17 protein-coding genes and 1 pseudogene are annotated in these 18,793 nt (G+C 70.3%); 8 read left to right on the forward strand and 10 right to left on the reverse strand.

Annotated features, from left to right (window positions below):
• Positions 1-9 precede the first annotated feature (9 nt).
• A complete protein-coding gene (locus tag KDK95_RS15445) occupies positions 10-978 on the forward strand; it encodes a 4-(cytidine 5'-diphospho)-2-C-methyl-D-erythritol kinase (RefSeq protein ID WP_212518854.1) in 969 nt (322 codons plus the stop codon).
• 72 nt (positions 979-1,050) lie between these two features.
• Here KDK95_RS15445 and KDK95_RS15450 read toward each other — a convergent pair whose 3' ends face one another.
• From KDK95_RS15450 to KDK95_RS15475, 6 genes are all read right to left on the reverse strand, one after another.
• On the reverse strand, positions 1,051-3,030 hold the full coding sequence (locus KDK95_RS15450) for an LCP family protein (protein ID WP_212518855.1): 1,980 nt from the start codon (positions 3,028-3,030) through the stop codon (positions 1,051-1,053).
• A 194-nt stretch (positions 3,031-3,224) separates the two neighbouring features.
• A complete protein-coding gene (locus tag KDK95_RS15455) occupies positions 3,225-4,766 on the reverse strand; it encodes a long-chain-fatty-acid--CoA ligase (RefSeq protein ID WP_212518856.1) in 1,542 nt (513 codons plus the stop codon).
• Between the two features lie 34 nt (positions 4,767-4,800).
• Complete coding sequence (locus KDK95_RS15460) at positions 4,801-5,256, reverse strand: MaoC family dehydratase (RefSeq protein WP_212518857.1); 456 nt, start codon at positions 5,254-5,256, stop codon at positions 4,801-4,803.
• A complete protein-coding gene (locus KDK95_RS15465; RefSeq protein ID WP_212518876.1) occupies positions 5,253-6,023 on the reverse strand; it encodes a glucose 1-dehydrogenase in 771 nt (256 codons plus the stop codon). The genes KDK95_RS15460 and KDK95_RS15465 overlap by 4 nt, the downstream gene beginning before the upstream one ends.
• Positions 6,020-7,207: a thiolase family protein gene (locus KDK95_RS15470; protein ID WP_212518858.1), complete on the reverse strand. Its 1,188-nt coding sequence runs from the start codon at positions 7,205-7,207 to the stop codon at positions 6,020-6,022. Before KDK95_RS15470 ends, KDK95_RS15465 begins: the two co-directional genes overlap by 4 nt.
• A gap of 14 nt (positions 7,208-7,221) precedes the next feature.
• Positions 7,222-8,376: an acyl-CoA dehydrogenase family protein gene (locus KDK95_RS15475; protein ID WP_212518859.1), complete on the reverse strand. Its 1,155-nt coding sequence runs from the start codon at positions 8,374-8,376 to the stop codon at positions 7,222-7,224.
• 86 nt (positions 8,377-8,462) lie between these two features.
• Here KDK95_RS15475 and KDK95_RS15480 point away from each other — a divergent pair, with 86 nt between their 5' ends.
• Positions 8,463-9,143 carry a TetR/AcrR family transcriptional regulator gene (locus tag KDK95_RS15480; protein WP_212518860.1) on the forward strand — a complete coding sequence of 227 codons (681 nt, stop codon included), beginning with the start codon at positions 8,463-8,465 and terminating at the stop codon, positions 9,141-9,143.
• Here the strand turns inward: KDK95_RS15480 and KDK95_RS15485 are convergent.
• Positions 9,129-10,334 (reverse strand): D-alanyl-D-alanine carboxypeptidase family protein, encoded by a 1,206-nt coding sequence (locus KDK95_RS15485; protein ID WP_212518861.1) that lies wholly within the window; start codon positions 10,332-10,334, stop codon positions 9,129-9,131. The two genes, KDK95_RS15480 and KDK95_RS15485, sit on opposite strands and share 15 nt — an antisense overlap.
• Before the next feature lie 117 nt (positions 10,335-10,451).
• Here KDK95_RS15485 and KDK95_RS15490 point away from each other — a divergent pair, with 117 nt between their 5' ends.
• Entirely contained in the window at positions 10,452-11,978 is a 1,527-nt protein-coding gene (locus KDK95_RS15490) for an amino acid permease (RefSeq protein ID WP_212518862.1), read from the forward strand.
• Positions 11,979-11,988: 10 nt separating this feature from the next.
• Positions 11,989-12,738 (forward strand): pirin family protein, encoded by a 750-nt coding sequence (locus KDK95_RS15495; protein ID WP_212518863.1) that lies wholly within the window; start codon positions 11,989-11,991, stop codon positions 12,736-12,738.
• 57 nt (positions 12,739-12,795) lie between these two features.
• Here the strand turns inward: KDK95_RS15495 and KDK95_RS15500 are convergent, their stop codons facing one another.
• On the reverse strand, positions 12,796-12,984 hold the full coding sequence (locus tag KDK95_RS15500) for a hypothetical protein (protein WP_212518864.1): 189 nt from the start codon (positions 12,982-12,984) through the stop codon (positions 12,796-12,798).
• A gap of 201 nt (positions 12,985-13,185) precedes the next feature.
• Here KDK95_RS15500 and KDK95_RS15505 point away from each other — a divergent pair, with 201 nt between their 5' ends.
• Positions 13,186-14,001 carry a trypsin-like serine peptidase gene (locus KDK95_RS15505; RefSeq protein WP_212518865.1) on the forward strand — a complete coding sequence of 272 codons (816 nt, stop codon included), beginning with the start codon at positions 13,186-13,188 and terminating at the stop codon, positions 13,999-14,001.
• Between the two features lie 143 nt (positions 14,002-14,144).
• Here KDK95_RS15505 and KDK95_RS15510 read toward each other — a convergent pair whose 3' ends face one another.
• Positions 14,145-14,501, reverse strand: a complete 357-nt coding sequence (locus KDK95_RS15510) for an arsenate reductase family protein (protein WP_212518866.1) — start codon at positions 14,499-14,501, stop codon at positions 14,145-14,147.
• Positions 14,502-14,627: 126 nt separating this feature from the next.
• On the opposite strand from KDK95_RS15510, the gene KDK95_RS15515 reads away from it, so the two are divergent.
• Both KDK95_RS15515 and KDK95_RS15520 read left to right on the forward strand, forming a co-directional pair.
• A complete protein-coding gene (locus tag KDK95_RS15515) occupies positions 14,628-15,032 on the forward strand; it encodes a hypothetical protein (RefSeq protein ID WP_212518867.1) in 405 nt (134 codons plus the stop codon).
• Between the two features lie 109 nt (positions 15,033-15,141).
• Positions 15,142-15,354 (forward strand): hypothetical protein, encoded by a 213-nt coding sequence (locus tag KDK95_RS15520; RefSeq protein WP_212518868.1) that lies wholly within the window; start codon positions 15,142-15,144, stop codon positions 15,352-15,354.
• 70 nt (positions 15,355-15,424) lie between these two features.
• Here the strand turns inward: KDK95_RS15520 and KDK95_RS15525 are convergent, their stop codons facing one another.
• Positions 15,425-18,121 (reverse strand): BTAD domain-containing putative transcriptional regulator, encoded by a 2,697-nt coding sequence (locus tag KDK95_RS15525; protein ID WP_249161353.1) that lies wholly within the window; start codon positions 18,119-18,121, stop codon positions 15,425-15,427.
• A gap of 189 nt (positions 18,122-18,310) precedes the next feature.
• Between KDK95_RS15525 and KDK95_RS15530 the strand changes: the two are divergent.
• Positions 18,311-18,793: pseudogene (locus KDK95_RS15530) on the forward strand (hypothetical protein); the annotation flags it as partial.

Here is an 18,793-nt window from a genome sequence, read left to right on the forward strand (position 1 = left end):
GTTTCGACCTTGAGCGCCGCTGAGCAGCCGCCGTGGGATGAGGGACCCTTCCAGCCGGAGGCGGTCACCGTGCGGGTCCCGGCGAAGATCAACCTCTCGCTGTCCGTGGGCCCGCTGCGGCCGGACGGCTACCACGAGCTGGTCACGGTCTTCCACGCCGTGTCGCTGTACGACGAGGTGATCGCGCGCTCGGCGCGCGGGATCTCGCTCTCCGTCGAACCGCTGCGCCGCGACTCGGACGTGGAGCAGGTGCCGGCCGACGAGCGCAACCTGGCCTGGCAGGCGGCGGCGCTGCTGGCGGAGCAGTGCGGCGTGGAGCCGAACGTGCGCCTGACGATCCGCAAGGACATCCCGGTGGCCGGCGGCATGGCGGGCGGCTCGGCGGACGCCGCGGCCACCCTCGTGGCCTGCGACTCCCTGTGGGGCACCGGCCTGCGCCGGGACGAGCTGCACGACCTGGCCGCGCAGCTGGGCAGCGACGTGCCCTTCGCGCTGCACGGCGGTACCGCGATCGGCACCGGCCGCGGCGAGCACATCTCCCCGGTGCTCGCGGCCACCGGCCTGGAGTGGGTCATCGCCGTGCTGGACGCCGGCCTGTCCACGCCGAAGATCTTCGAGGCCTGCGACAACCAGCGCCGCCGCAACAAGGTCGAGGCGCCCTCCCCGAGCGTGCACCCGGACCTGATGGCCGCGCTGCGCTCCCGGGACACCGCCGCGATCGGCCGCGCGCTCTACAACGATCTGCAGCCCGCCTCCATCGAGGTGCTGCCGGAGATCGGCGAGCTGCTCGAGCTCGGCCGGGCGGCGGGCGCCTGCGGCTCCCTCGTCTCCGGCTCGGGGCCGACGACGGTCTTCCTGGTGGACGGCCCGCTGGCCGCCGCGAACGTCGAGGCGGAACTGCGCACGTCGGGCCGCTGCCGTGCCGTACGCCGGGCCCGAGGGCCGGTTCCCGGCGCCAACATCGTCAACGTACGCTGATCCGCCGATGACGCTGCGCGGTTGACCTGGCGGCCCGCCACGAGGAACGTCAAGGCTTCGAAGACGCCCGCCTTACGGGTGCCCGCCGTACTGGCCGGCCGGCAGGTCGGAGCAGATGTTCTCGTCGCCGCTGCGGGCCTCGGCGCTGATGGTCGCGGTGGGCGAGGCGGACGTCGAGGCGCTGGACCCGGACCCTGAGGTCGTCGACGAGGTCGTGGACGCGGCGACGACGGCGCGGGGTGCGTTGGTGCCGATGACGAGCGTCACGGAGCTGACGTTCGAGCTCTCCTTCACCACGGAGCCAGCCACCTGGTTGGCTACCGTGTCGGCCTCGGCCTGGTCACCCGGGGGGTAGTAGATCGTCGTGGTGGTGTAGCCGCTGTAGCCGCCGTTGCCGAGCGAGGCGGTCATGCCGACGCCGGTGAGGTAGGTGATCGCGTTGTGCGCCTCGCCGGAGATGTCGGTGCCGTTGTCCACCTTCACGCTCACCTCTTTGAGCGCGACAGTCGGGCTCGGGTTCACCGAGGCGCTCGCCGTGGCCGAAGCGGAGGCCGTGGGCGTCGAGCTCGATGACGAGGTGCCGAACTGCGCGGCGGCGGGCGAACCGGGGAGCGGCTGGTCGTTGCGCATGTAGTTCCAGAGCTCGTCGAAGCCGGGCTCGGAGGGCGAGGAGTGGTTGCCGCCCTCGTCATACGAGTACTGGCCGGGCGAGTCCAGGACGTACGGCGCGGTGATGTACTGCATGTACTTCTTGTTGATCGTGCCGACGGCCTCGGCGATCGACGACATGGTGCTGAAGTTGTCGAGGTCGCTGTCCACGGTGATGTTGCTGGTCACCGCGTTTGCGATCTTGTACAGCGTGACCGGGTTCTCGAGTGTGCCGTTCGCCGTGAGCTTGTCGAACAGCGCGGTCATGAACTGCTGCTGCATGCGGATGCGCTGGGTGTCCATGCCGCCCGCGAGGCCGTGCCGGTCGCGGACGAAGGCGAGCGCCTGGTTGCCGGTGACGGTGTGCAGGCCCGCGCTGAGCACCAGGCCAGAGTAGTTGGGGTCGTCGATGCCGGGCTCGGGCACGCAGATCTGCACGCCGCCGACGGCGTTGGTCAGGTCGATGAAGGCGTCGAAGGTGAGCTCGACGAAGTGGTCGACGCGGATGTTCGTCATCTGCTCGACCGTGGCCACCGCGCACGCCGGGCCGCCCTCGTTCATCGCCTCGTAGAACTGGCCCTCGGACTGCGCCTGGTGCGTCACGCTCGGGTTGAGCCGGTCCTGGCAGGCGGGGATGGGCACGAACAGGTCCCGCGGTATCGAGATGACCTCGGTCCACTTGTGGTTCGCGCTGATGTGCACCAGGAACGCGGTGTCGGACAGGTCGGTCCCGTCCTTGCTGGCGTTGCCGACGTGCACGGCCTCGGTCTGGCCGTCCCGGGTCTGCGAGCCGAGGACGAGGATGTTCAGCGGCACCTGGCCGAGCGCGTTGGCCTTGGTCGCCGCCGGCCGGTTCTTGAGGTTGTCCAGGCTGACCGTCTGGACGTTGCCGAGCAGGTGGTGGACGACGTAGAAGCCGGTCACGCCGACGGCGACGAGGGTCCCCGCCGTGGCCCACGCCGTGTACTTCAGTGCCCTGCGACGGCGCTTGGGGTTGGCCGCGAGCGCGGCCTCCTTCGCGGCCCGCCGGCGCGCGCGGCCCCGCGGGTCCACCTCGTCGAGGTCGAGGTCGTCGTTGACCCGGCCGGGCCCGGAATGCGACGCGGCGGCGGGCTCGGCGCGGCCGCGGCGTGAGCGGCCGGGGCCGGCCGAGGCCGCGCCCCTCCGGCTGCCGTCGCGCGTGCGCGGCGGCAGCGCGGGCTCGTCCTCGCCGCCGCCGGGGGACCAGGGCGGCGGACCCGATGAGGGACCGGGGCGGTCGTACGCGGGACCGGGCGGGCCCTGGTACGGCGCCTGCGGTCGGCCGTACGGATCGCGGTACCCGCCGCGCGGGTCGCCGCCGCCCTGGCGCCCGTCACGGCGCGACGGCCCCGAGGGCTGCCAGGGGTCCTGGTCGTAGCTCATCGCAACCACCCTCTCCTCAGCCGGTTCTCAGCATTCGGAAAGGGAGACGACGGGGTCGGGGGCCTGGTTTCGGCTGTCGACAGCCTGTGACGGAAGCGGCGATCAGCGTCACGCAATGCCCGATTCGCCGGAAACGCCCCTCGGTAATGTAACTACGGAGGGGCGCACCCGAACATCAACAGCCCTCTCACACGCTACCCGGCGAAACGGTCACGAAGCTCGCGCTTGAGCACCTTCATCGACGGCCCGAGCGGGAACTCGGACACGAACTCGATCCGGCGCGGGTACTTGTACTTCGCGAGGTGCTCCTTGGACCACTCGATCAGCTCCTCGGCGGTCAGCGCGGCGCCCTCGTCGAGGATCACGCACGCGCAGACCTCCTCGCCGTGCACCTCGTCGGGGATGCCGATGACGGCGACGTCGCGGATCGCCGGGTGGCGCAGCAGGGTCTCCTCGACCTCGCGCGGGTAGACGTTGAAGCCGCCGCGCAGCACCATGTCCTTCTTGCGGTCGACGATGGTGACGAAGCCGTCCTCGCCCTTGGTGCCGAGGTCGCCGGTGCGGAACCAGCCGTCGACCATGACGGCCGCGGTCGCCTCGGGGTTGCCGAGGTACCCGGCGAACACGTTGTGGCCGCGCACGACGATCTCGCCGAGCTCGCCGTGCGGCACGAACTCGATGGCCTCCTCGACCTCGGCCCGCGCGACCTCGACCTCGACGCCCCAGATCGTGTGGCCGACAGTGCCGGCCCGGGCGCCGAGGCGCGGCTGGTTCACGGTCGCGGTCGGCGAGGTCTCGGACAGGCCGTAGCCCTCCATGATCTGGGCGTCGAAGGTCTCATTGAAGGCCTCGAGCACGGCGGCGGGCAGCGCCGCGCCGCCGGAGACGGCGATCTTCAGCTTCGGCAGCGGCTTGCCGGCGGCCCGGCGCGCCTTGCCGGCCTGGACCAGCGCGAGGTACATCTGCGGCACGCCGTGGAAGGTGTTGACGCCGTGCTCCAGCATCAGGTCGATGGCCTCGTCCGGCTCGAAGCGCGGCTGGAAGACCACCGTCGCGCCGAGGCGGAAGTTCGTGTTCATCGAGACGGTCTGGCCGAAGATGTGGAACAGCGGCAGGCAGCCGAGGGAGACGTCCTCGCGGACGGTGTTCAGCGCGTCGAAGCCGTTCACCGTCGCGTTCATCACCATGTTGAGGTTGGTGAGGACGGCGCCCTTCGGCTTGCCGGTGGTGCCCGAGGTGTAGATCACCACGGCCGGATCCTCGGCCTGCCGCGAGGTGTACGTGGTCAGCGGCTCGACGCGGGCCACGTCCTCGGCCAGCTTCGGCAGCACGGCGCCGTCGGGCACGGGACCCACCAACCGCACTGGGGTCTCGGCGAGCGCGGCCGCCTTCACCGCGTCCTCCGCCCGGATGCAGTGTGCGATCAGCAGCTTGGCGCCGCTGTCGCGGAGGATGTACGAGATCTCCTCCGGCGTCAGCAGCATGTGGATCGGCACGACCACCGCGCCCGCCGCGAGGATCGCGTAGTACGAGCGCGGGAAGTCGGTGACGTTCGGGCTCATCAGGGCGACCCGGTCGCCCGGCTGCACGCCGAGCTCCCGGATCGCCGCGGCCTGGCCGCGGGCCTGCGCCCACAGTTCGGAGTACGTCAGGCGCTCCGCTCCCTGGATCACCGCTGTCTTGTCGGGCTGCCGCCAGGCAGGTTCGGCGAGCACGGCGGCCAGGGAGAGCGTCATTGCGGCTCCACTTCCAGGAGAGTGAATCGGTGGGTCAAAGGTAGATGCGGGCCAGAGTCTCGGCAACGGCCGCGGGCTTGGCCGCGTCCTCGAGTTCCATGGTCACGGTCGTCATCACCTGCAGCGCGTCGCCGGGCACGTCCTCGACCGAGCTCAGGGCGAGGCGGGCGCGGATCCGCGAGCCGACGGTGACCGGCGAGATGAACCGGACCTTGTTGAGTCCGTAGTTCACCGTGAGCCGGGCGCCCTCGATCGTGTAGACGCCCCAGGCGAGCGCGGAGATCAGCGACAGCGTCAGGTAGCCGTGGGCGATCGTCGCGCCGAAGGGGCCCTCGGCGGCCCGCTCCGGGTCCACGTGGATCCACTGGTGGTCGCCGGTGGCCTCGGCGAACGTGTCGATCCGCTTCTGGTCGATCGCGAGCCAGTCGCTGACGCCGATCTCCTGGCCGACCAGGCTCTTGAGCTCGGCGGCCTGGATCGTCCGGCTCATCGGTTGGCACCGCCGTTCACCTGGATCGTCTGGCCGGAGATGAAGGAGGACTCGTCGGCGGCGAGGAACGCGACCGTGGCGGCGATGTCCTCCGGGTAGCCGACGCGGCGGACCGGGGTCTCGCCGGCCGCGGCCTTCTTCAGCTCCTCCGGGTCCAGGCCGATGCGGCGCGCGGTGGCGTCGGTCATCGCGGTGGCGATGTAGCCGGGGGCGACGGCGTTCACGTTCACGCCGAACGGGCCGAGCTCGATCGAGAGCGTGGCCGTCAGGCCCATGACGCCGGCCTTGGAGGCGGCGTAGTTGGCCTGGCCGCGGTTGCCGAGGGCGGAGCGCGAGGAGAGCGAGACGATCTTGCCGTACTTCTGCGCCACGAAGTGCTTCTGGCACTCGCGGGACATCAGGAAGGCGCTGCGCAGGTTCACGTTGATGACCGAGTCCCAGTCCTCGTCGGTCATCTTGAACAGCAGGTTGTCGCGCGTGATGCCGGCGTTGTTGACCAGGATGTCGATCTTGCCGAACTCGGCGACCACGGCCGCGACCAGGGACTGCACGTCCTCGGTCTTGGAGACGTCGGCGCCGTAGGCCACGGCCCGTCCGCCGTCCTTGACGATCGCCGCGACGGTCTCGCCGCCGCGCTCGGCGGTCAGGTCGGCGACGGCTACGGCCGCGCCCTCCGCGGCCAGCCGCTGCGAGATCGCGGCCCCGATGCCCTGCGCTCCACCCGTGACGATGGCGACCTTGCCCTCGAAACGCTTGCTCACGTTCAGATCCCTTCGATGAGTACGGCGGTGCCCTGTCCGACTCCGACGCACATCGTGGCGAGGCCGCGGCGCAGCCCCTCCCGGTGCATGCGGTGGATCAGGGTGGTGACGATCCGGGCGCCGGAGCCGCCCAGCGGGTGTCCGATGGCGATGGCGCCGCCGGACGGGTTGACGAGTTCGGGGTCGATGCCGATGCCGTCCGCGACGGCCAGCGCCTGCGCGGCGAAGGCCTCGTTGAGCTCGGCGGTCTGCACGTCGCCGAGCTTCCAGCCGGCCCGGCGCAGAACCCGGCCGACGGCGGGGATCGGGCCGACGCCCATGATGTCGGGGTGCACGCCCGCCGAGGACCCGGCGACGTAGCGGGCCAGCGGCTCGACGCCGAGCCTGGCCAGGCCGGACTCCGAGGCGAGCACCAGGCCGGCCGCGCCGTCGTTCATCGGCGAGGAGTTGCCCGCGGTGACCGAGCCGCCCTTGCGGAACACCGGCTTGAGCCCGGCGAGCTTCTCCAGCGAGGTGTCCGGGCGGATGCACTCGTCGCGGGTCACCACCTCGCCCGCCGGAGTCGTGACGGAGAGCACCTCGGCGTCGAAGTGCCCTGCCTCCCACGCGGCTGCCGCGTGGCGGTGCGAGCGCAGCGCGAACTCGTCCTGCCGCTCCCGGGAGATGCCGTAGCGCTCGGCGACCTCTTCGGCCGTCTCGCCCATCGCCAGCAGGCCGTGCAGCTCCTTCATCCTGGGGTTGACGAGGCGCCAGCCGAGGCGGGTGTCGGCCATCTCCATCTTGTGCGGCAGCGCGTCGTCCGGACGCGGCACAACGAAGGGCGCGCGGGACATCGACTCGACGCCGCCCGCGAGCACGATGTCCGCCTCGCCGGCCGCGATCGTGCGCGCGGCCACGGTGAAGGCCTCCATGCCCGAGGCGCACAGCCGGTTCAGCGAGGCGCCGGGAACGCTGTCCGGCAGCCCGGCGAGCAGCACGGCCATCCGCGCCACGTTGCGGTTCTCCTCCCCGGCGCCGTTGGCGTTGCCCCAGTAGACGTCGTCGATCTCGGCGGGGTCGAAGTCCGGCAGCCCGGCAACGAGATCCTTGACGACCTCGGCGGCCAGATCGTCTGGGCGCACCGTGGAGAGCCTGCCGCGCAGCTTGCCGATCGGCGTGCGCCGGGCGGCGGCGATGTAGACGGGTTCCATGAGTCGCGGCTCCTTCAGGCGATCGCGTTGATACCGGTGTGGGCACGGCCGATGAGCAGTTTCTGCAGCTCGCTCGTGCCCTCGTAGAGCGTCATGACCCGGGCGTCGCGGACGAGCTTGCCGACCGGGTACTCGTCGATGTAGCCGTACCCGCCGAACACCTGGAGCGCGGCGTTGGCGCTGCGGACGGCCGCTTCGGACGCGAAGTACTTGGCCATCGAGGACTCGCGGGCGAAGTCCAGCCCGCGGTCGATCAGGTCCGCGGCGCGCCAGGTGAGCAGGCGGGCGGCGTCCACGTCGGTGGCGATGTTCGCGATCAGCTCCTGGACGAGCTGGCGGTGCGCGATGACCTTGCCGTCGAACTGGATCCGGGTCTTGGCGTGCCCGACCGCGGCGCGCAGCGCGGCCTCGGCGATCCCGACGCAGCCGGCCGCGACCGAGACCCGGCCCTTGGCGAGCGCGGACATCGCGACGGAGAAGCCCTTGCCCTCCGGCCCGAGCATCGCGGAGGCCGGAACCCGGACGTTGTCGAACACGAGCTCCGCGGTGGCCTGGCCGCGCAGGCCGAGCTTGCCGTGGATCTCCTTGCGCTGGAACCCGGGCAGGTCCGTGGGCACCAGGAAGGCGCTGATGCCCTGGTGCCCGGTCCCGCCGGTGCGCGCGAAGACGAGCGCGACCTCGGCCCAGGTCCCGTTGGTGATGAACATCTTGGAGCCGGAGAGCACGAACTCGTCGCCGTCGCGCACGGCCTTGGTCCGCAGGTTCGCGGCGTCGGAGCCGTTGTCCGGCTCGGTGAGCGCGAAGCAGGCGAGGGAGCGGCCGGAGCAGAGGCCGGGCAGCCAGTGCTGCTTCTGCTCCTCGTCGCCCCACCTGGCGATGGACTTGCCGACCAGGCCGAGCGAGACCGAGACGATGCCGCGCACGGCCGAGTCCCCGCGGCCGAGCTCCTCGAGCACCAGCACGTAGCCGAAGTGGTCGCCGCCAGAGCCGCCGTACTGCTCGGGGATGGTCAGGCCGAGGAAGCCCAGGTCGCCGAGCTTCGGCACGATCGAGGAGTCGACCTGCTCGGCGCGGTCCCAGGCGGTGGCGAAGGGCGCGATCTCCCGATCGGTGAACTCGGCGGCCAGCCGGCGCAGCGCCTCGTGCTCCTCGCTGAGCGAGAGATCCATGCCTGATCCTTCCCGGCGAAAACTACCACTGCTAGTTTTAGACTGTAATCCCGAAGTACGCCACGAGGGAACAGGGAGTGTGAGCGATGGCACGTCCGCGGGCACCCCTGCTGAGCCGGGAGAAGATCGTCGGGACCGCGCTCACCCTGATCGACGACGAGGGCCTGGCCGCGCTGACCACGCGGCGGCTGGCCGGGCTGCTCGGCGTGAGCGGCCCGAGCCTCTACAACCACTTCGCCACGATGGACGACCTGGTGGAGGCGGTGGCCGACGAGGTGATCGGGCAGGTCGACCTGGAGGGCCTGGCCGAGAGCGATCTGCCCTGGCACGAGACGATGCGCCGGTGGGCCCGGTCATACCGCGACGCCCTGGCCCAGCACCCCAACCTGGTGCCGATCGCCGTGCACGGCCCGGGACGCCGGCGCTCGGCACTGCGGATGGCTGACGCCGTCTACGGGGCGACCGTACGCGCGGGCTGGCCGCCGCGGGAGGCGACGGAGATCGGTGCGCTGATGCGCTTCTTCGTGGCCGGGGCCGCGCTGGGCTCGTTCGCGGGCGGATTCTCCGAGGACCCCGCGCTCTACAGCGAGGAGTATCCGCACCTGAGCCGCGCGCACCTGCTCGCCTCCCGCTCGCGGGACATCGACGACGCGGCCTTCGAACTCGGCCTCGACTCCCTGCTGGCCGGGCTGGCGGCCCGGCGCGGCGCGGCGGGCTCGGCCGGCCCGCTCGACTCAGCCGGCCCGCTCGACTCAGCCGGCGGCTGACAGGCGCGCGGAGCCGACGACCGTGCCCGGCGTCAGGGAGCTGCTGACGTCGAGCACGTCGTCGGAGCTGACGGACACGTCGTACTTCAGCGACGGCCAGCCGACCACGTTCACGTCGCTCGCCGAGTTCAGCGCGACGTCCGCGTGCCCGCGCTGGCGCAGCACGGCGACCGTCGAGCCGGAGCGGGTGATCGTGGTGACGGTCAGCGCGCGCTCGGCGCCCTCGATCAGGGACTTGGACGCGTTCTCGACGTTCTTGAGGATCGTCCACGACTGGCCCTGCTGGCCGAGCACCGCGCCGACCAGCGTCACCGGAACCGAATCGACCGCCGTCTGCACGGCGAACAGGAGGCAGCCGCCGGCCTTCGAGGTCGAGCCGGTCTTGATGCCGACGTCGCCGTCTTCGCCGAGCAGATGGTTCGTGTTGGTGACCACCCCCGCGACCGGCACCTTCGCCGACTTGAGGCTGACGATTCCGGCGAGCGTCGCGTTCTGCAGCACCTTCTCGCCGAGCTTGACCTGGTCGGCGGCGGTGCTGACGCTGGCGGAGTCGATCCCGGCCGGGTCGGCGTAGGTGGTGTGGCTCATGCCGAGCGCGCGGGCTTCGGCGTTCATCCGGCCGACGAAGGCGCGCACCGACCCCGCGTCCCACGCCGCGAGCAGCCGGGCCATGTTCCCGGCGGACGGCAGCAGCATCCCCTCCAGCGCCTGGCGCAGCGTCAGCTGCTCGCCGACCTGGATCTCGATGCCGGACTCGTCGCCGTCGGTGCTGCGCGCGGCGTCGAAGAGAGCAGTGGTGACCTGGATCGCCGGACCGTCTTCCGTCGCGGTGATCGGGTGGTCGCGCAGCACCTGATAGGCCGTCATGGTCTTGGTGACGCTCGCGATCGGCGCCGGGGTGTTCGCCGGACCGGAGGAGCCGAGTTCGCCGGCGCCCACGACCTCGACGTACGCCTGGCCCTGCGCGGGCCAGGGCAGCACCGGCGCGCTCCCGGGCACGGTAATGGTCCCGGCGATGCGCTGATCGAGCCGGACCGGCGCCCAGAAGGCGCCGCGCGCCCAGCAGATCCCGACCGTGACCAGGGCGATCAGCAGCAGGAGCGTGCTCAGCGTTGTGAGCAGGCGGGTCAGCCGGGCGCGGCGGCGCCGCTCGGCCGATGGGAACGGGGCCTCGATCTTGGTGTCCACCACGATTGCGGGTCTGCCCCGGGCTATGAGGATCGAACCAAGTTATTGACCCGAATGAGTATCACCGTCAAAATACTGGCACGCACTGTGATCATCGCATAACCCGAAGAAGGGCACGGCATGTCACAGATCCAGGACACGACGGTCTCCGACGACGACGCCGAACTGCACCGACTCGGCTACCCGCGCAAACTCGCGCGGCGAATGAGCGCCTTCGACAACTTCGGCGTGAGCTTCACGATCATCAGCATCCTGTCGGGCTGCCTGACGCTGTACTACTTCGGCATGGCCAACGGCGGACCGGCCTTGATCACCTGGGGGTGGGTGGCCGTCGGCGGGATGACGATGCTCGTCGGGTTCTCCATGGGCGAGGTCTGCTCGGCCTTCCCGACCTCCGGCGCCCTCTACTTCTACAGCGCCAAACTGGCGAAGCGGCACGGTCCGCTGGCCAGCTGGTACACCGGCTGGCTCAACGCGCTGGGCCAGATGGCTGTCACCGCCGGCATCGACTACGGCGCGGCGACCTTCATCGGCGCGTACGCGGCGCTGCAGTGGAACTTCGTGCCCACGCAGCATTCGGTGCTCGGCATCTACCTGGTCGTGCTCGTGGTGCACGGCCTGCTGAACACCTTCGGCGTACGGCTGGTCGCGATCCTCAACCGGGTCTCGGTCTGGTGGCACCTGATCGGCGTGCTGATCATCGTCGGCGCTCTCACCTTCAAGCCGGCCCACCACCAGTCGGCCGGCTTCGTGTTCACGAAGTTCGTGAACAACAGCGGCTTCGGCTTCGCGGGCTCCGGCGTGTACGTCGCCGCGGTCGGTTTGCTGATGGCCGGCTACACGTTCACCGGCTACGACGCCTCCGCGCACATGACCGAGGAGACGTCGTCCGCTTCCGTCGCCGCGCCGCGCGGCATCGTGCGCGCGATCTACGTCTCCTGGATCGCGGGCTTCGTCCTTCTCGTCGGCATCACCTTCGCCATCCAGAACTACTCGGCGGAGGCGAGCGCGTCGGTCCCGCCGGCGCAGATCTTCGTCGACGCGATCGGCTCGACCGGCGGCAAGCTGCTGCTGCTCATCGCGATCGTGGCGCAGCTGTTCTGCGGCATGTCCAGTGTGACCGCGAACTCGCGGATGCTGTTCGCTTTCTCCCGCGACCGGGCGCTGCCCGGCTCGCGCCTCTGGTACAAGGTCAACCCGCGCACCAAGACGCCGACCAACGCTGTCTGGCTGGCGGTCGCGGGCGCCTTCGTGCTGGCCGCGCCCTCCTGGTGGAACACGACCGCGTACGGCGCGGTGACCTCGATCGCGACCATCGGCCTCTACCTGGCGTACATCATCCCGGTCTACCTGCGGCTGCGCCTGGGCGAGGAGTTCCGGCGCGGACCGTGGCACCTCGGCCGGTGGTCGAAGCCGATCGGCTGGCTGGCCGTGACCTGGGTCGTGTTCATGTCGGTGATGTTCCTGCTGCCGCAGTCCTCGCCGATCACCGCGCACACCTTCAACTACGCCCCGGTCGCCCTCGCGGTCGTGCTGGTCGGCGCGGCGGTCTGGTGGTTCGCCACCGCCCGCGGCACCTACACCGGTCCGGTCTCCTACGGCACGCCGGAGGAACTCGCGGCGATGGAAGCGGAGGGCGGATCGTAGGCTGTAGTGCATGACGACGACCGTGCAGCGCGCAGAAGACCGGTTCTCGACCCGGACCGACTGGCTGGACTCCCGCCATTCGTTCGCCTTCGGTCGGCACTACGACGTGTCCAACACGCACTTCGGCCTGCTGCTGGTCAACAACGACGACGTCGTGACGCCGGGCGCCGGCTTCGAGACGCACCCGCACCGGGACATGGAGATCGTCACGTGGGTGCTGCGCGGACAGCTCGTGCATGAGGACTCTGAAGGGCACAACGGCGTCATCTACCCGGGCCTCGCGCAGCGGATGAGCGCGGGCCGCGGCATCCTGCACTCGGAGAAGAACGATGCGTGGCGGCTCACCGGCGCCCCGGAGCACGACGAGCCGGTGCGCTTCGTGCAGATGTGGGTGGCGCCGGACGAGTCGGGCATCAACCCCGGATACCAGCAGCTGGAGATCGCCGACGAGCTGCTGAGCGGCGGCCTGGTCGCGGTGGCCTCGGGCCGTACCGAGCACCGCGACCAGGCCGCCATCCGGATCAACCAGAAGGACGCGACGCTGCACGCGGCGCGCCTCGCTCCCGGTGCGGGCACGGCGGTACCCACCGCGCCGTTCGCGCACGTGTACGTGCCGAGCGGCTCGGTGGTCCTGGAGGACGCCGGGGAACTCCGCGAGGGCGACGCGGCCCGGATCACCGACGCGTCCGGCCAGCGGATCACCGCGGGGCCGGAAGGCGCCGAGATTCTGATCTGGGAAATGCACGCCGCACTGCGCTGATCGAATAAAAATATCTTCAGATTCAGCTCAGTATTGTCGCGGAAAAGAGCTGCCGAACTACTGAGCGTGGGCACTCAGCTCGAGTTCGGCGAGATCGACCCCGTGTTCCTCGGCCACCTCCACGAGGTAGCCCATGCGCTGGCTGTAGGCCTTGATCGCGCCCGGCTCGTCATCCGCCTGGGCTGCCTGCAGGGCCCGGTACGCCTCCGCCACCTGCTGGCGGAGCTCCGTCTCGAACTCGGTCACGGTTCGACTCCCGACTGCTTCTTTTCACGTCCACTCTTAGGATTCCCAAGTCCGCTGACACCAAGCTGAGGATTGGGCGAGAATTTCTGATTTTCCGCACACGTGGAAAGTGGCAGACTCCCTCTTGATCGGGGGGCGGTACGCGGCAACACTACGACGTGGACCCGCTGCAGTCCGTCGACCCCTGGAGGTACGCATACTGTGCCCATCCGAATACCCACGGATATCAAACGTTTCCGACGCGCCGCGAAGGTGCTGGCCGCCTGCACGACCCTCGCCGTGGGCGGCCCCGTCGCCGTCGCCCAGGCAGCCGCGGCCAACACGAACACCGGCGCGACCGTGCACTTCTCCGGCATACCCGAGGTCGGCGCGCTGTTCTCGTCAGCCGACTACACCGGCTCCTCGGCCAGCCACTTCTGCACCGCGACCGTGCTCGACAGCCCCGCCGGCGACCTCGTGCTCACCGCCGCGCACTGCGTCTGGGACGCATCCCAGGGCACGTATACGCAGGACGCGATCACCTTCGCCCCGGGCTACGACGACGGCCTGGACGAGCACCTCGGCGGCGCCTGGACGGTGAGCAACGTCTACGTGCCCGCGGGCTACAAGGCCGACGGCGACCCCGCGGACGACTACGCGATCCTGCAGATCGCGCCGCAGAACGGCCTGAACATCGAGCAGGTCACCGGCGGCCTGAGGCTCGGCACGACGAGGCTGCCGGAGAAGGTCTCGGTCATCGGCTACAACGACCTGGCCTACGACGTCGACGGCAACGCGCCGATCATCTGCCGGGCCACCGCGTTCGAAGAGACCGACGACGGCACCGCCTGGTCCCGCTTCGACTGCCCGAACTACCAGGACGGCACCAGCGGAGGGCCGTGGATCGCGCACGGCGGCGAGGTCGTCGGCGTCATCGGCGGCTACGAGCAGGGCGGCGACTCGCCGAACTGGTCGTACTCCGCGATCTTCGACCAGTCCACGATCGCCTTCTACCGCTCCGTCGCGGCGGTCGCATAGCGCGAACCCGGCGCGCAGCGCGCTCCCGTCGTGTAGCGCGAACCCGCCGCGTAGCGCGCCGCCGCCGCGCAGTGGCACGCCGCCGCGCGTCGTGCGTCGGCCCCCGGTCTGGCGCCGGGGGCCGAGGCCCGGCCCGGCCCGGCTCAGCCGACGATCGACTTGAGCGACCGCTCATCACGGCCGACGACCGCACGACCGTCGTCGGCCGTGATGATCGGCCGCTGGATCAACGCCGGGTGCTCGGCCATCGCCGCGATCCACTGCCCGCGGTCGGCGGGCGTCTTCCCCCACTGCGAGACCCCGAGCTCCTTCGCCACGGCCTCGCCGGTCCGCACGATCTCCCACGGCTCGAGCTCCAGCCGCCCGAGCACCTCGCGGACCTCCGCCTCGGTCGGCGGCTGCTCCAGGTAGCGGCGGATCGTGTACTCGGCGCCGGCCTCGTCGAGGAAGTCCTTGGCCGTGCGGCATTTCGAGCAGCGCGGGTTGAACCAGATCTCCATCCCGCGATCGTACCCACGAGCCCCGCGATCTTCGCCGACGACCGCAGCGCATGCGGCCGGGCGAACCGGGTACCCGGCGTATAGTGGACAAGGTTCGCATCATCGGGTGATCCGACGAAGCAGGGGGTGGGCACAGTGCGCTCGCGCGCCACAGGCCTCTGCCTCGCCCTGATCCTGCTCGTCGCGGCCGTCCCGGCCGTCCTCGACTGCTGCCTGCACGGGCATCTGCGCACCCAGCACAGCGCCGCGCTGCGCCATCTGCCGCTCGCCGTCGACGAGACGACCGATGCCAGCACCGCCCGCGGCAACACCGCCCGTGGCTGCGCCGACCAGGCCGCGCCCACCCAGAACCCGTACATCGAGACGGCCTCCGGTGGCGGCGGCGGAGCCCCCGCGACCCGCAGCAGCGACATCGTCGCCGCGTCCGTAGCCACCCCCGCCCTCGTCGCGTACGGCGCGCGGCGCACCACCCGCGCCGCCGACAGCACCGGCCCGCCCTTATGGCTGAGCACCTGCGTGAGCCGCACCTGACCGGTCGTCAGTCCGCGGCTCCGGTTCACCACACCCTCCGCCGCGGTCGAGCACGCCCGAAATCAGCCGACCCACCCGGATCTCAAAGCCAGAGCGGAGCTCAACGATCATGAAGACCTTCAGCACGGACGGACGCGTCCCCCTCGGCGTCGTCCTCGATGACGCCGGCGATCGCGCCCCCGCGACCACCCCGCACCCCGCCGACATCGAGACCGCCGACCTGGACGAGGTGCTGGCCGCCTGCGTCCAGCCGCGCACCGTCTCCCTCCCCGGCCGCGAACCGCTGGACCTCGACGCCATCAGCGATCTCTGGCTCGACTGAGGCGGCACTGCCGATGGCCGGTGCCGAAGGCCGGCTCCCATGGCCGCCGACCGCGAGCGCGCCAGCCGCGTCACGCCTCCTTGTAGCGCTGCACCCTGCGGCCGAGCAGGTACGTCGGGAGCACGCACACCCCCAGGTTGAAAAGCCAGATAAAGACGATGACACCGATGGTCACGTCGTCGGCCGGATCGGTATCGAACGTCACGATGATGGATATCGCGGTGAACAGGATGGTGGCCACGAGAAACGTCCAGAACGCGATCCGAACCAGGACCTGCACGGTCTTAGCAGCGACGGTCTGCGTCGGTCTCTGGTCTCTCCACTGCGCTGCTCCTGGCGTTCCCGGCGTGCTCGGCATGCCGGGAACGCCGGGCATGCCAAACACGCCGGGCATACCTGGCGTGCCCGGCATGCGCATGGGAATCTGACGCGGGTCGCGCGGAGGCTGCCGGATGACCCGCTCAGGCGGAATCGAGGCGTCGAGCGGGGCGAGGAATCCCGGAGGTGCGTCGAAGAGGCCCGGCTCGATCGCGATCTGCGATCCGTCACGGCTCCACAGCCGCCTCGCCCCATCGGGCCAGGCCTGCATCGCCACGCACTCCGCGTACTGAACGGTCGCGAAGGCTCCGTTCCGGTGCAGGCTCACCGCCGACGCGCCGACGACAAGCTGCGCGCTGGGATCGTCGTGCGCGCGGTAGGTATCACCGATCGCCGTCACGGCCGACCCGGATGAGACGGCCGCATAACCGGCAGCATCGGCGTCAAGGCTGCGCCCCGGCAGTATCAACAACGCCGAGCCCAGCGCCTCGGCCGCCGCATTGTGCACGTCATGCGCGGTAGTTGCGCGGAATTCATCGAGGAGGTCGGCCTCGCGCGTGTGCGGGCGGCCGAGGAGCAGGTCGGCGGCGAGGCCGGGCAGCGCCTCGACGGCCGCGTTAGGTGCCTGGTGAGCCTCGAGGGCCCGGCTGCGGACGGCTTCCAGAGCCTCCGGATCGACGTCGCCCTCCCGCAGTTCGGCGAGCAGGTTAATCAGAGCCCTGATGAGCTTCTCCTGCATCGCCGGCAGCGCGTCGGCGGTCGCGTGGATCTCGGCGTACTCGGCGTCACGCGCGGCATAGTCGGCGCTGATCGCGTACGACAGACCACCCTCGTGACGCAGGCGCTTGAACAGCTCCCGCTCAAGCAGCTCGGTAAACAGATTCGCCGCAGGTCCGCGCCGTACGACCGCACTCAGTCCGACCACCCCTTGAGGCCCGCCCGAGATGTAGGCAGGCGTCGTCGGCAGCACCGAGGACGGCAAGGGCAGCGGCATGCGCCGCCCGGCGGGCAACTGCGGATCAAGCCCGGCCGGCACCTCGTCGCCGCTGAACCAGAGCACAGCGTTCTCGCGGGTGAAGTACTTCGAGACCCACGCGCGCAGATCATCCGGCGTGAGCGCGGGAAGCCCCAGCTCCCCGAAGCCCGGAATGCCGTAGCCACCCGCCCCGTATCGCGACGCCGCCAGGTGCCGGGTCCATCCGAGCCCACGATGGCTGGCCTCGGTGTCCAGGATCGACTTCTCGGTCTCCAAGCGTTCGAACGGCAGATCGTGCAGACTTTTGCACACGCTGTGGATGAACTCGACCGCTTCATCCGCGCTGCCCTGCATGAGGAAATGCGTCACGGTCGCACTGGTCACCCCATTGTGGTGCACATCGCCCGGACCGAGCCCGTGCAGCGCGAGATGCTCGATCAGATGCGTGATCCCCGCGCGCGCCAACGGTTCATCGGCCATGCCCACGCGAAACGTGATGCCAGCACGCTGCCGCGCTCCGGGCAGTGCGGGACCGAACAGCACCGGGATGCCGGCCACCATGGTCCGTCGAACCTCTAAGCCCTCCAGGCCCTCTTGCTCCGGCGCCCCAGCGGGACTGTCGGCGACCTCGACCACCTCGGCACTCTCGACCGCCTCAGCGCCGTCGACCACGGGCACGGCGTCAACCGCGACCGGATCGCCGCCGAACGCGTCTAACGCCGGGTCAGCGTTGAGCATGGCCTGGTAAAGGCGCTGGACCGCCGCCGAAGGATCGATCCCGAGCTCGTGGGAGAGCGACTGCCGCAGCCTCTGGAATGCGTTGAGCGCATCGGTCTGGCGGCCGCCGCGGTAGAGGGCGAGCATCAGCTGCTTGTGGAAGGACTCGTGCAACGGATATTCAAGCGCCAACGCCTGAAGCTCGGCCGTCGTCTGCCGGTGCCGCCCGAGCCGCAAGTCGCAGTCGATACGGGCATCCAGCGCCTGAAGCCGCATCTCGCGCAACTCTTGAACACGAGCCTGCCACTCTTCGAGCCCAGATACGCCCTCGGCCGGCTCGCCACGCCACAGCGACAGCGCCGCCGCATACTTCTCGGACGCCGCCGGCCAATCGGCCGACTCGCGCATCCTGCCACCCTCCGCGCACAGCGCGGCGAACTCGGCGATGTCCATCTCCTCGGACCCAACGTCGATGACATAGCCGACCGACGCGTTCCGTATTCGCGCGGCACCGTCCACACCGAGGAGACGTCGCAGGCGACCGACGTGGTTGTAGAGCGACGACGCGGCCGAGGGCGGCGGGTCGTATCCCCAGAGCGCCGTCGTCAGTTTCACCGTGGGCACGGTCTTGCCGGCGTTGAGCAGGAGTGCGGCGAGCAGGATCTCCGGCATTCGCTGCTCGATCCGCACCGGCGCGCACTCCGCTTCGAGCTGAACAGTGAGGGGGCCGAGCAACCCGAACCGCATGTCCACCATCACCACCCAGCCGAGTCGCTCGCCGTCGCCGAGGCAAGTACAGCACTTCACCAGGTGGCTAAGGCTACAGAGGTCGGGCGGTGGTCGTGTGCGACGCGTGTTGGCTCGATGTTGGATGGATGTGCCGCAGGTCAGCGAGGGTTTTTCCGAGCTTCACCCTTCCTGTCGCCACCTGCAGGGGTTCACACCATGCCTACCTCCACCACGTCTCTCAGCCGCTCCTCCGAAGTACCCGTCGGCCGCCTCGACCTGTCCGGTTCGCCGCGCCTGAGCAGCGGCATCGACAAGCAGCACGTCTGCGCCCTGGCACAGCTCGACCCGCCGACGCTCCCTCCCGTACTCGTCCACCAGCGCACCCTTCGCGTGATCGACGGGATTCACCGAGTCCACGCCGCGATCCTGCGCGGAGACGCGACGATCGCCGCCGAGCTGATCGACTGCGACGAGGCCGAGATCTTCATCCGCGCCGTCCAGGCCAATGCAACCCACGGCCTTCCGCTCTCCCTCGACGACCGCCGAGCCGCCGCGAGCCGAATCCTCGAGACCCACCCCCAGTGGTCGGACCGCATGATCGCCAAGATCGCCGGCCTCTCCCCGAACACCGTGGGCGCCATCCGCCGCCGCCAGGCCGACGCGCCTTCCCCCGCCCCCCGCCACCGCATCGGCCTAGAC

Origin of the sequence: Actinospica acidithermotolerans (genome assembly GCF_018139625.1) — a bacterium.
GTDB lineage: Bacteria > Actinomycetota > Actinomycetes > Streptomycetales > Catenulisporaceae > Actinospica > Actinospica acidithermotolerans.